This window comes from Spirillospora sp. NPDC052269, from assembly GCF_040679435.1.
In the GTDB taxonomy this organism is placed as follows: Bacteria; Actinomycetota; Actinomycetes; order Streptosporangiales; family Streptosporangiaceae; genus Spirillospora.
The window spans coordinates 1-12,419 of record NZ_JBFAUU010000019.1; the positions used below are offsets into that span (position 1 = coordinate 1).

12 protein-coding genes are annotated in these 12,419 nt (G+C 72.9%); all 12 read right to left on the reverse strand.

Annotated features, from left to right (window positions below):
- Nucleotides 1-165 precede the first annotated feature (165 nt).
- The 12 genes from AB0L06_RS33830 to AB0L06_RS33885 are packed head-to-tail and all read right to left on the reverse strand — an operon-like array spanning nt 166 to nt 12,279.
- On the reverse strand, nt 166-780 hold the full coding sequence (locus AB0L06_RS33830; RefSeq protein WP_500235228.1) for a 4'-phosphopantetheinyl transferase family protein: 615 nt from the start codon (nt 778-780) through the stop codon (nt 166-168).
- An 8-nt stretch (nt 781-788) separates the two neighbouring features.
- Complete coding sequence (locus AB0L06_RS33835) at nt 789-1,955, reverse strand: acyl-CoA dehydrogenase family protein (RefSeq protein ID WP_500235229.1); 1,167 nt, start codon at nt 1,953-1,955, stop codon at nt 789-791.
- A complete protein-coding gene (locus AB0L06_RS33840; RefSeq protein WP_500235230.1) occupies nt 1,939-2,490 on the reverse strand; it encodes an acyl-CoA dehydrogenase family protein in 552 nt (183 codons plus the stop codon). The genes AB0L06_RS33835 and AB0L06_RS33840 overlap by 17 nt, the downstream gene beginning before the upstream one ends.
- Complete coding sequence (locus AB0L06_RS33845; RefSeq protein ID WP_500235231.1) at nt 2,487-3,275, reverse strand: hypothetical protein; 789 nt, start codon at nt 3,273-3,275, stop codon at nt 2,487-2,489. Before AB0L06_RS33845 ends, AB0L06_RS33840 begins: the two co-directional genes overlap by 4 nt.
- The gene (locus AB0L06_RS33850) at nt 3,272-3,523 is read right to left on the reverse strand and encodes an acyl carrier protein (RefSeq protein ID WP_122198285.1); all 252 of its coding nucleotides are present in this window, start codon (nt 3,521-3,523) and stop codon (nt 3,272-3,274) included. Before AB0L06_RS33850 ends, AB0L06_RS33845 begins: the two co-directional genes overlap by 4 nt.
- Nucleotides 3,524-3,536: 13 nt before the next feature.
- Nucleotides 3,537-4,799 (reverse strand): type III PLP-dependent enzyme, encoded by a 1,263-nt coding sequence (locus AB0L06_RS33855; RefSeq protein ID WP_500235232.1) that lies wholly within the window; start codon nt 4,797-4,799, stop codon nt 3,537-3,539.
- Nucleotides 4,796-6,169: a preATP grasp domain-containing protein gene (locus AB0L06_RS33860; protein ID WP_500235233.1), complete on the reverse strand. Its 1,374-nt coding sequence runs from the start codon at nt 6,167-6,169 to the stop codon at nt 4,796-4,798. The genes AB0L06_RS33855 and AB0L06_RS33860 overlap by 4 nt, the downstream gene beginning before the upstream one ends.
- 8 nt (nt 6,170-6,177) lie before the next feature.
- The gene (locus AB0L06_RS33865) at nt 6,178-7,110 is read right to left on the reverse strand and encodes a 3-oxoacyl-[acyl-carrier-protein] synthase III C-terminal domain-containing protein (protein WP_500235234.1); all 933 of its coding nucleotides are present in this window, start codon (nt 7,108-7,110) and stop codon (nt 6,178-6,180) included.
- Entirely contained in the window at nt 7,110-8,837 is a 1,728-nt protein-coding gene (locus AB0L06_RS33870) for a fatty acyl-AMP ligase (RefSeq protein WP_500235235.1), read from the reverse strand. Before AB0L06_RS33870 ends, AB0L06_RS33865 begins: the two co-directional genes overlap by 1 nt.
- Nucleotides 8,824-9,975, reverse strand: coding sequence for a hypothetical protein (locus tag AB0L06_RS33875; protein WP_500235236.1), 1,152 nt, complete (start codon nt 9,973-9,975; stop codon nt 8,824-8,826). Before AB0L06_RS33875 ends, AB0L06_RS33870 begins: the two co-directional genes overlap by 14 nt.
- Before the next feature lie 4 nt (nt 9,976-9,979).
- A complete protein-coding gene (locus AB0L06_RS33880; protein ID WP_500235237.1) occupies nt 9,980-10,966 on the reverse strand; it encodes a Gfo/Idh/MocA family protein in 987 nt (328 codons plus the stop codon).
- On the reverse strand, nt 10,963-12,279 hold the full coding sequence (locus AB0L06_RS33885) for an aspartate aminotransferase family protein (protein WP_500235239.1): 1,317 nt from the start codon (nt 12,277-12,279) through the stop codon (nt 10,963-10,965). Before AB0L06_RS33885 ends, AB0L06_RS33880 begins: the two co-directional genes overlap by 4 nt.
- Nucleotides 12,280-12,419: the final 140 nt, after the last annotated feature.

Below are 12,419 nucleotides of genomic sequence, written 5' to 3' on the forward strand. Positions count from 1 at the left end.
ATCCTGTCGGCCAGCTCCTACTTCATGAAGTCCCCGCCGGAGCAGTACTCCGACGACGACGCGCGCGACGCCGTCGAGGCCTTCATCAACGGCGAGCTCTGAGCAGGGAAGACGGCGCAAGCCGCCGAGGCCCGGGGGCCCGGCGGCTTCACCATGCCCGGCCGGTCAGTGCACCGTGAGGGCGCACGGCTCCGTCCCGGAGAGGGCGACGGCCGCGCCGAAGCCCTGGGGAACCGGGACGTCCCTCACCAGCCAGGGACCGGGCAGCGCGCCCGAGGGGTCGTGGACGGTCTCCCCGCCGACCAGCAGCGGGAGCCCCTGGACGAGCCGCCCGCCCGCCGCCTTCACGCAGGCCTCCTTGCGGCTCCACAGGCGGGTGAACTGCCCGGCCGCCACGAGCGCGCGTTCCGAGGCGGGGAAGAAGCGCGCCGCGAACGCGTCGGCGTCGAAGGCGGGTTCGGCCTCGACGTCCACTCCGATGGAGCGTCCGGCGGCCACGCCGAGCAGGGCCCGGTCCCCCGAATGGGACAGGCTGAACGACGTGTCGGGGCTGCCGGCGATCGCGGGCTTGCCGTGCGGCCCCCTGGTCCAGCGCAGGGAGCGCGGCGGGACGGACAGGTACGAGCCCAGCAGCCGTCGCGTGACGCCGTGGGACACCGTGTGGCGGCGGCGCCTCGCCGGGTCGTCGAAACCGTCCGCCCGCCGCAGCTCGTCGGGGTCGAGGAGGGCGCGCAGGAGGAGCACCTCCTGGACGGGGACGTCCAGTGAGATGCTCCACACGTGCACGCTCAATGAACGCTCAGCCGGTTCTGGGAAAGCCCCTGGAACACGGTGAGGTTCTGGATGTTGCTCGTGCCCTCCATGAACTCCACGCCTCGCGCGTCCCGCGCGTACTTGTCCAGCAGCGGGTGTTCCCAGCGCGCGCCGGGGCCGAAGTAGTCAAGCATCGCCAGGGTCACCTCCTCGGCGAGCCGCGCCGCCCGCGCCTTCGCCATGGACGCCAGGTACCCGAGCATCGGGTCGTTCTCGTCCATCGCCACGCCGGCCCTGCGCACCAGCTGCCGGACCCCGGCGATGCGCCGGGAGACCCGGTCGAGCTCGTCCCGCTCCCAGGAGGTCAGGTCGCTCCGATGCTCCAGGACGTAGTCCATCGCGCCCCTGGCGATCCCCACGCCGAGCGCGGCGACGCCCGGACGGAGCCGGTTGAACCCCTGCACCGCCCCGGCCAGCCCGCGCCGCGTCGCCGAGAGGTGCCGGCCGAGGACCCGCTCGGCGGGCACCTCCAGGTCGGTGAAGACCACCTCGCTGACCTGGTTGCCCTTGAGGCCGACGGTCGGGAACGGCTCGGCCCTGAAGCCGGGGGTGGCCGTGTCCACGAGGACCGAGATGATCCCGAGCGGTCCCGGGCGCACCCGGGCGAAGACCATGCCGACCGCGGCCCGGGCCGCGTTGCCGATGAACCGCTTGGTCCCGTTCAGCAGCAGCGGTCCGCCCTCGGGACCCGCCGGGGTCAGCGTGGACTCCAGGGCGGGCGCGTCCGAGCCCCGGTCCGGCTCGGTCAGCGCGAAGAACGACCAGGTCGGCCGCTCCAGCAGCCGGCCGTAGAACCAGCGTTTCTGCTCCTCGTCGCCGAGCAGCGCCACGAAGATCCCCGACAGGGAGGATCCCGGCGCGGCCAGCAGCATCCCGGTGTCGCAGGCGGCGAACTCCTCGACGAACGTCACCCGTTCGAGCCCGCCCATGCCGTCGAACAGGTGACCGTCCAGGACGATCGGGGCCGGGTTGTACGCGGCGGGGATGGCCGCCCGCGCCAGGAACGCGAGGCCGGGCCTGTCGAGGAGGTCGTGGACGAGCTCGGGGTCCACTTCGAGGTCCAGCGCGAGGGGCCGCAGGTCCCGCGCCCACTCGCGGGCGTGGCCCTGGAGCACGGTCAGCCGCTCATCGAGCTCGATCATGCCGGTCCTCCCGGTAGAAGTCCGCGAGCAGCTCGGACGCGTGGGCCGCCTGGCCCGGACCGTCGGCGCGGAAGCCGCTGCCGCCCAGCAGGCGGAGCAGGACGCGGTCGGCGCGGGTGATCTGGCGGTGCGGGTCGTCCAGCCGGTCCGGCGCGCGTCCAGCCAGCAGGGTCGAGAGCTCCACCTGCTCGGTGACGGCCTCGGCCAGCTGCCCCTTGACCATCTGCTGGAGCAGGAGCGGAGTGCCGCCCGTGGTGCGCGCGCCGAGATAGGCCACGGTCCGGTCCAGCAGCCACTCCGAGACGCCGAGCCGCAGCCAGAGCAGTCCGAGCGTCCACTCCCTGGGGGCGGGCGGCGCGGACGGATCCCTCACCACGCTCAGGCCGACGCCCTGGAGTTCGAGGTGGGCGGGCCTCCCGACCACCAGCGCGTGACCGGCGGGGCCGTGCCGGACCCCGTCCTTGTGCAGCAGTTCGAGCGCCGCGACCAGGCCCTCCTCACGGGCGGTCCGGCGGATCCCGGGGTACCCGCTCATTCGACCTCCACGGTGCACAGGCTCAGATAGCGCAGGACGGGGTCGTACTCGGCGATCACCACGCGGCGCCCCCGCCAGTCGGGGAGCGCCTCGGCGAGGGTCTGCCAGACCCCGGTGCAGGGCTGCCCGGACGGGGCGAACCGCACCTCCGCGACGTCCTCGGGGACGTGTCCGCGCAGGCCGTTCCCCGCGATGAGGGAGTGGTCCCCGGACGGGATCAGCGATGCCAGGTCGCCGGGGGCGACGTCGGTACGGCGCTCGACGGTGAAGCCGCCCGCGACGCCCGACGGCCCGAACACCAGGGCCACCCCGCAATCCGCCTCGGGCCGCTGCTCCGGGCCCAGCGGCAGGTCGTACCAGAGGCGGCTCTGGTCCAGGACCATGAGGATCGCGCGCTCCGCCCGGTACCCCTGGACGATCCGGAGCGCCGTGAACGGGCCGGCCGATCCCTGGTCCGTGACGCCGAGCGGCAGCGGCGCGCCGGGCACCAGCTCGGTCAGGACCGACGTCGGCGACCGCAGCACGTCGGCATCGGGTGCGCTGCCGGCGATCGCGACCACGTCCACCGGAAGGTCCGGCAGGTCCAGCCGCGGCACCAGGTCCTCGACCATCTCGGCGTAGCTGGTCCGGACGGTCTCGGTGAGCAGCCCCGCCCGCGGCTCCACTCCCCAGAGCGCGCCGAGGTCGTGGACGTAGTCGCGTAGCAGCGGGCTGTCGGTCTCTGACAGGTAGGCGCGGCCCTCTCCGTACAAGTGCCAGGTGATCCGCTCCAGCCGCATCGTCACCCCTGCTCGGTGGCGAAGTCGGCGAGGGTGCCCACGGTCTCGAAGTGGCGCTGCTCCAGGGAGTCGGTGTCGAACTCCAGGTCGAGCTCGTCCTCCAGGCGCATCAGCACCTCGAGCACGCTGGTGGAGTCCAGGCCGAGGTCGTCGAAGAGGCGGGTGTGCTCGCCGATCGTGGCCTGGTCGCGCCTCAGCACCGCGGCCAGCGCCTCGGACACGGCGAAGACGATCTTCTCGCGGTCGGTGGTCATGCCGGTCTCCTTCTCAGGGGGTCGGGTTCTGCGGGCGGAGCAGGTCGGCGGGAGTGTCGGGCACCCTCACCAGGAAGGGCTTGCCGTCCTTCACCAGCACCTCGGCGGGGGCGCCGTGGCTGAGGAACAGGACAGGCGAGGCGGTCGGCCCATAGGCTCCGGACCGCAGGACGCCGAGCAGGTCGCCCGGGCGGACGGGCGGCAGCGGGACGCCCTTGCCGATCGTGTCGTTGGGCGTGCACAGCGGCCCGGTGACGTACCAGCGCTCGGTGGGTTCCTCGTCGATCCGGCTCAGGGAGCGCATGGGGAAGTTCCGCTTGATGACCGAGCCGATCCCCACGGCGGCCATGTGGTGGTTGGTGCCGCCGTCGGCCACGGCGAAGTTGTCGCCCATCGAGGTCTTCACGTACCGGACGCGGACCACGTACGTGCCCGCCTTGGCCGTCAGGTAGCGGCCGAGCTCCAGGATGATCCGGGTGCCGGGGTACCGGTCCGCGAACGCCGCGACCACCGGGTTGAGCCGGTCGGTCAGGGTCTCGTGGTCGAGGTCGCCCTCGTTGTCGAAGTAGGCGATGCCGAGGCCGCCGCCCACGTCCACGACCTCCAGCGGGAAGCCGAGGGCGGCCGAGAGCCGCTCGGCCATCTCCAGGATCCTGGACGTGTTGGCCACGACGACGTCCTCGCTGAGGAACCGGGTCCCCAGGTAGGCGTGGACGCCCATCAGCCGCACGTTCGGGAACTCCCGCGCAAGGCCGGGCCGGGCCAGCAGCTGCTCCTCGTCGATGCCGAACTGCCGGGGCCTGCCGCCCATCGTCAGCCCCGAGCCCTTGACCTCGAAGGCGGGGTTGACCCGCAGGGTGACGTCGGCGGGGCGGCCCCTGGCCGCGCAGAGTCCGTCGATCAGTTCCAGCTCGCCGAAGGACTCGCAGACGATGGTGAAGACGTCGTGGTCCAGGCAGGCCTGGAGCTCCGCGCGGCTCTTGCCGGGGCCCAGGAAGATGATGTCGCCCGGCGCCACCCCGGCCTCCAGGGCCGTCAGGAGTTCCGTCATCGACGACACCTCCGCCCTGGCCCCGAAGGAGCGCAGCAGCGAGCAGACGGCGAGGTTCGGGTTGGACTTGAGGGAGAAGAAGATCTCCATGCGGGGGTGGAGCCGGTCGCGCAGGTTGCCGAACTGGCTCGCAAGGACGTCGCCGTCGTACACGTAGAAGGGGGTGCCGAACCGTTCGGCCAGCTCGGAGACGGGGATCCCCTGGACCTCGAACTCGACGCTCACGACGTGCTCCTCTCGCTCTCCTCGGCCAGGCGCTCGGCGATCCGCATGTCCAGGTCGTCCAGCCGGTGCCGGTCGCCTGCGATGAGGAGGCCATGGAGGCGTCCCTCCACCGGATGGGCGCCCTCGGCGGGTCCGGCCGCGTTCACGGTCGCGAAGTTGTTGACGATCAGCCCCTCTCCCCCTCCCTTCACGAACAGGAGGCCGTCGAGAAGGCGGCGCAGGGCGGCGTAGGGCAGGGGCCTGCCGAGCCGCAGCGGGTACTGCCGGGCGAGGGCGACCCGCCCCGGCCCGAGGAAGAGCTCCTGGAGCCGAAGCTGGTAGGTGGACATGTTGCTGCGGGCGTTGATCTCGACGACGGGGTAGATCCCGCCGTCGGGGTCCACCATGGCGTCGACGCCGACCACCCCGTGGAACCCGTCGGCGCTCAGCCGCTCGCCCAGGACCTGCGCGGCCTTCCGCAGCTCGGCGACCTGCGTCTCGTCCAGCCGCGCCGGGATGCGGTGGCCCTTGTGGACCCCGCCCTCGGTCAGGGCCTCCTTGACGAAGTCGAAGCGCACCTCGCCCGACCGGGCGATCGTGAACTGGTAGTTCAGGTCGGCCTTCTTGGCCACCCACTCCTCCAGGAGCAGCGCGACCCGGTCCTCCTCGTGCTTGAAGGCACGGCGCCTGACCATGGTGGCGAGCCGGTCGAGGCGCTGCTCGTCCCGGACCACGAGGATGCCCTTGCCCGAGACGCCGAACGCGTCCTTGGCGACCACGGTCCGGCCGGACGCGAGCAGGCCCTTGGCCTCCGCGGCGATCGCCTCGAACTCCCCGGCCGTCTCGGCGACCCAGCCCTCGGCCTGGCGCAGCCCGGTGTCGGCGGCGACCCTCCGGCTGTAGATCTTGCTGTTGACCGTCCGGCAGGTCGCGGCGTCCGGGCCGACCAGCGGCAGCCCGGTCCGCCGCGCGAGCTCCTCCTCCAGGTCCGAGGTGCCGTGCGTGAGCAGCCAGGCGCCCCGCGCGGCCAGGTCCGTGAGCTCCGCGACGAGCGCGGGGTCGTCGAGGACGTCCTGGGTGACGGTCCGCTGCGGGTCGTGCCGGGCCGCGCACAGGATCCGCGGGAGCTCGATCCCCAGCTCGGCCAGGTGGTCCAGGTACGCCGGGTCGGACGCCTCCTTGAGCAGGACGTGGTCGTCCGGACCGCCGAGGAGCAGGGTGAACTCCTCCATCCGGTTCACCAGGGCCGAGCTCGTGGAGAAGCCCATCTTCGGCAGGCCGGGCACGTCGCCCGCCCACCGCTCCTCGACCTCGAAGTTCCCGAGGAGGACGAGCGGGGTGCCGGGCGAGCCGGTCACGGCCGCCTTCAGCCTGCGGAGAAAGTCCTGCATGGGAACTCCTAGTGCTGGAATGCCATGGCCGAGAAGGTCGCCCCGAGGCCGACCGCGACCATGAGATAGCGGTCGCCCGGGTGGAGACGGTCGAGTTCGCGCGCGGACTGGTAGTTCAGGAACGGGTCGGCGCAGAAGCAGTGGCCGGTGACCGGGACGTTGTCGAGGAGGACCCGCTCCGGCGGGTAGCCGACCGCCTGGCAGAACCGGATCCAGGAGACCCGGTTGACGTTGTGCGGGAGGATCAGGTCGAGCTCGTCCAGGGTCAGCCCCGCCTGCTCCACCGCGCCCAGGACGACCTCCGCGAGCGCCTCCGGGTAGAGCTTCTGGAACTCGGCGGGCGCGTCGTCGGTCAGGGGCAGGAAGGCGTTGAACCGGCCGTGGGTGCGGGTGACATAGCTGAGCACCCGGTCGCGGTCGCCGTCCTGCCGGACCAGGAAGGCGCTGGCGCCCTCCCCGTTGAGCGCGGTCCCGGGGACCGTCCGCGCCGCCGGGGTGAACGTCTTCTCGCCCGTGAGGACGAGGGCGAGCGCGTCGGGGTCCCCGTCGGCCTCGAGCAGCCGTCCGCAGAGGTCGATGGCGAGCAGGCCCGACGCGCAGGCGTGCTGGAACAGCGCGAACGCCTCGGCGTGCCGGAGCCCGAGCCGGTCGCGGACGTCGTGGACCGGGTTGACCGGGTAGGGGGCGACCGTCGGCATGGTCCTCGCCTGGACCACGTACCGGACGAGGTGCTCCCGGCCGCGGAGCGCGTCCAGCTTCCCCGCGGCGGCCAGCATCAGGTCCGTCCCCGTACCCTCGGGCTCCCTGAGCACGTGCGACAGGCCGTAGAAGCGCCGGAACACCTTGATCTGCGTGTCGGTCAGCCCGAGGCCGTCCTGGAGGTCCCCGATCGGGACGCTCTCCGACGGGAGGTGGGTCGCGAGGCCGTCCAGGGCCGGCATCAGACCTCCGTCCGGTAGCGGCGGCGCACCGCCGGGGACAGGTCCTCGTGCACGACGTCGAGCTCGCCGGCCCTGAAGAGGTCCCGGGTGAGGGTCCGCTGGATCTTCCCGCTGGTGGTCCGCTGCACCTCCGAGGGCCGGACGAGGACGACGCCGCCGAGCAGGACGCCGAACTCCCGGGCCATCGCGTGCCGGATCAGCTGAGTCAGCTCCGCCGCGGAGAGTTCGCCGAGGTCACTGGCCCGGCACTCCTGGACGACGACGACCTCCTCGTCCGGCGCGGGCACCGCGAAGACCGCGCCGACGCCGCGCGACAGGGCCGGGTGGACGGCGCGGACCTCGGCCTCGAGGTCCTGCGGGTAGAGGTTGCGGCCCCGCACGATGAGCAGTTCCTTGATGCGCCCGGTCACGTAGACCTGGCCGTCCCAGATCGTCCCGAGGTCCTCCGAGCGCAGGTAGCCGCCGTCGCCGTCGGCGGTCTCCCAGCCGAACACCCGCCGGGTGGCCTCCTCCTGGCCCCAGTAGCCGCGCGCGACGTGGCCGCCCTTGATCCAGATCTCGCCGATCGCGCCGTCCTCGAGGCGACGGCGGGTGTCGGGGTCGACCACGATCGTGCCCGGTTCGAGGACGCCGCTGCCAGCGAGGGGCCGTCCGTCCGGGGCGGGCACGAACTCGCCCTTCTCCAGCAGTTCGGCGTCGACGTTCGTGACCACGGGGCCAGTCGTCCAGCGGGTCCCGCTGATGACGAGCGTGGCCTCGGCCATCCCGTAGCCCGGCAGCATCGCGGTGGGCGGCAGCCCGTGGGCCGCGAACCTCTCGCCGAAGGCGCGCAGGGTGGCCGCCCTGATCGGCTCCGACCCGTTCACCGCGTACAGCCAGCGGGAGAGGTCGAGCCCCTCGATCTGGTCGTCCTTGATCCGGCGCACGCACAGGTCGTAGGCGAAGTCCGGGGCCGGGGAGAGGTTCACCCGGTAGCGGTCGATCATGTGCAGCCAGCTGTGCGGACGCTTCACGAACGCGATCGGCGGCATCAGCACGGTGCTCGCGCCGTGCGCCAGCGGGATGAGCAGCATGCCGATGAGGCCGAAGTCGTGGTACATCGGCAGCCAGCCGCCGAACCGCATCGTCCGGGACGCCCCGGTCATCGCGCCGAACAGTTCCGCGTTGGCCAGGATGTTGCCGTGGTCGACCATCACGCCCTTGGGGCCGCCCGTCGAGCCCGACGTGTACTGGAGGAACGCGATCGTCCTGGGGCCGGTCTCCGGCCGGGTCCAGCCGTCGGGCGCGGGCAGGTCGGCGGGGGCGAGGCAGGCGAGGTCGCCGAGCCCCGCCTCCTCGGCCCACTCCTGGAGCACGTCCAGGCCGGACGGGTCGCACAACGCCACGGCCACGCGCGCGTCGCGGGCGATCGAGGCCAGGCGCTCGCGCTGCCTGCGGAAGCCGTCGGGCTGCGGGGCGGGCACCGCGATCATGCCCGCGTACAGGCAGCCGAGGAAGGCGCGCGCGAACCCGAGCGCGGTCTCGTGGACCAGGAGCACCCGGTCGCCCGGCCGGGCGTGGCCGCCGAGGAACACCGCCATCCGGCGCGCCTCGCGGTCCAGCGCGGCGTAGTCGAGCGTCGTGTCGGTGGACGGGTCGGCGGGGTTGTGGGCGATGAGGGCGACGTCGGTGCCGCCCGCCTCCACCCGCGCCCGGATCAGCGCGATGAGGTCGTCATGCTCGAACATGCGCTCGGCCTCTCCCTGAGTGTCGGTGTCGGAGTCCTTGCTCGACCGCGGTGACGCCGAGGTCGGCCAGGGCCTCCCGGGCGCCCGGGCCGAGCCGGGAGCGGTCGGACGGGCAGAGGCCGGAGTCGATCCAGGAGCCGACGGCCGCGCGGACCAGGTCGTCCCGGGCCGGGACGGCTCCGGGAGGGATCGTGGCGGCGTCCGCACCGAGGAGGTATCCGGCGGCCCAGAGTTCGGTCTGCGTCTCCCGGGGCAACCCGGCCGGTGCGCGCGCGGTGTCGAATCCGGCGAGCACCCGCGCGGCGTCGAGACCGTCGAGCACCTGCGCGTCGTCGAAGCCGGCAAGGCCGCACCAGTCGCGCCAGTGCCATCCGTAGTAGTGCTCCACCGGCTCGCCGGAGCCGGGCCTGATGAACTTGAGCTGGCAGCGGGACCGGACGAACTCCACGACGTGGGAGCCCGGGTCGCGGAACCCGGCCCGGTCCGCGAGTTCCCCGACCGTCCGCTCGTCCACCCGCCAGTGCTCGGACGGCAGGGGGCGTCCGGCCGCGAAGACCGTCGCGTGGAACGCGCCCGGATGGTCCGCGAGCGTCGGCCCCGCCGCGTGGTCCACCAGGTGCGGCACCGTCGCGACGACGGGGACGCCGCGGGACGCGCAGAACAGCGCGATCATCTCGTCGTCGTCGCGGACGTGGTCGGGGATCGGCTCCAGGTAGGCCGCCAGTTCCCGGGCGAGGGCGACGGGCAGGACGAACCCCTGGGTCGGCGTCCACTCCGCGGACGAGAGCGGGGCCCAGGCCGACCCCGCCACCGCCGCCCGGCGGACCAGGTAGGAGTTCTGGGGGCTGTTCCAGTGGGAGTAGAGCGTGACCCCGTGCTCCGGACGCCGGGACAGCGCGTCCGTCAGATGTCCGGCGAAACCCGGGGTCAGGGCGGCGTCGTCCTGGAGGACGAGGTGGTGGGTGGCGCCGTCCTCGATCTGCGCCCAGGCCCGTTTGGCGGTGCGCAGCGGGCTGGACGGGCCGGTCGGGTCGGGGTCGCGGACGACGCGCGGCAGCAGCGGACGGCAGGCGTCGACCAGGGCCGGCAGCCGTTCCGCCCGGGCCGGATGGTGCATGATCGCGACGCTGATCAGCACGGGTTCAGCCCTGCCCCGCGAACGTCGCGGGCCGGCCGTCCCGCCGGGCCGACGCGTACGCCGCCTCGATGACCTGCGCGGTCGACAGGATCTCGTCGAGGGGTCCCGCCCAGCGCTCCGGCTCGGCCCTCACCTCGGTGAAGTCCGCGAACATCGCGGCGAACCACTCCTCGTGGGCGCCGCCCTTCGCGGGCGACTCCAGCTCCCGCCGCTCGGTCCCGTCCGGGCCGGACAGGACGGCCACGTCGTCGGTGACGTCCAGCGTCCCGGTGGGCCCGGTCAGCCCGTAGTGGTTCGACCGGCGCTCGGCGACCCAGCTGAGCCGGATCTCCGCCGAGCCGAGGGGGAACTCGAGCCGGACGTCGATCGCCTCCTCGATGCCGTTGTCCTGGAACCGCGCGGTCGCGGCGACGGTGTCCGGGCGTCCGCCGAACAGCCGGGTCAGCATGTAGACGCAGTGCGAGCCGTGGTCGAGGAGGATGCCGCCGCCCGCGACGTCCGGGTCGCGCCGCCAGTCGGGACGCCAGGACGCGGTCCCGGCGGCGTGGGTGCTCCGCTCGATCCGGAAGGTCGCCGTGGCGGGCGTGCCCACCACCTTGACCACCGCCTCTTCGAGCAGCCGCATCATCGGCGAGAACCTGTAGTTGTGCGCCGGGTACAGCAGGCGGCCCGTCCGCCTGGAGGTCTCGGCCAGCGCCAGGGCGTCGGCCGTGGTGAAGGCGACCGGCTTCTCGCAGATCACGTCGCACGACGCCCGGAGCGCGAGCGTCGAGAGCTCGCGGTGGTAGGCGGGCGGCGTGCAGACGTCCACCACGTCGACGGACTCGGCCGCGAGGAGCTCCGCGAGGCCCGCGTAGGCCCGGACCCCGGCCTGGGCGCGGCGGTGCGGCGACGGGTCCGCGACGGCGACCACCTCGACTCCGGGCAGCGGAGCGTAGGAGCCGAGCCTGGACGTGCCCGCCATGCCGAGTCCCGCGATCGCGACCTTCATCGGGGACCTCCGGTGAGCGTGCGGACGATGATGTCGGCCGCCTCGCGGGCCTGGTCCTCGCCGAGGGTGAGCGGCGGGTAGAGGCGCAGCGTGTTGCCGCCGGTCATGGTGAGGACCCCGGCGTCCAGCAGGGCCATGAACGTCTCGCGCAGGACGGCCTTGGAGACGGGCTCCCTGGTCTCCTTGTCGGCCACCAGCTCGATGCCGATGGCCAGCCCCGCCCCGCGGACGTCGCCGACCAGCGGCGCCTCGTCGACCAGCGGGATCAGCGCGTCCAGGAGCTCGCCGCCCACCTTGCGGGCGTGGTCGACGAGCCGCTCCTCGACGAGGATGTCCACGACGGTGCCGACGGCGCGGCACGCCATGGGGAAGGCGCCGAAGCTGGAGGAGCTGGCGCTCGGGTCCGAGAAGGGCGGCGCGGCCATGTGCCCGGCGCTGGACAGCACACCGGTGACCGGGTAGCCGCCGCCCATGCCCTTGCCCACGGTCACGATGTCGGGGGTGACCTCGTCGCGGACGAACGCGAAGGTCTCGCCGGTGCGGCCGAAGCCCGTCATCATCTCGTCCACGAAGAGCAGGGCGTCGAACTCCTCCGCGACCTCCTTCAGCGCCTTCAGGTAGCCCTCGGGCGGCACGACGTTGCCGGAGCGGCCCTGGACCGGCTCCACCACGATCGCCGCGAGGTCGCCGGTGGAGTTCTGCTTGACCGTCTCGCGGGCCTGCTCGACGCACGCGAACCCGCAGGACGGGGCCGTCAGCTTGAAGGGGCAGCGGTAGCAGTTGGCGTAGGGCGTGCTGAAGTTCCCGGGAGGCAGCGGGCCCAGCCCGGTCCTGGCCCCCACGGTCAGGGCGAGGCTGCCCAGCGTCTTGCCGTGGAAGCCGCCCCAGAAGGAGAGGAACTCGGTCTTGCCGGTGACCGACTTGGCGAGCCTGAGGCCGGCCTCCACCGCCTCGGTGCCGCCGCTGTAGAGCTGGACGCGGTCGAGCGGCTCCGGCACGAAGTCGCGGAGCGACTCGGCCATGTCGCGCCGCGCGCCGGACCCGAAGGCCCCGATGGGCGCGGTGGTCAGCTCGTCGGCGAGCGCGCCGGTGAACCTCGGGTTCGCGTGGCCGACGGAGTTCACGCCGCCCGCGCCCTGGAAGTCGAGGACCCGGTTGCCGTCGAGGTCGGTGAGGACCGCGCCGTCCGCGGACTCGACGCACAGCTCGGACCAGAGCATGACCGCCTGAAGCCCCGGGCCGACCACCTCCTGTTCCGCCGCCCAGTGCTCTTTCGAAGCCTCTCGGGTGTTGTTGAGACCCCATGCATGCATGCTGCGCCCTCTTCAGCGTTGGCGTTCGACGATGCTGACCGGGTCCAGCGTGCAGAACCGGGTCCGGCGGCGATAAGCCTCGTTGGGCCGCCCACTCGGACCGGGGAGGTCGGCTATACCCATCGGGTGTCGACATTTGT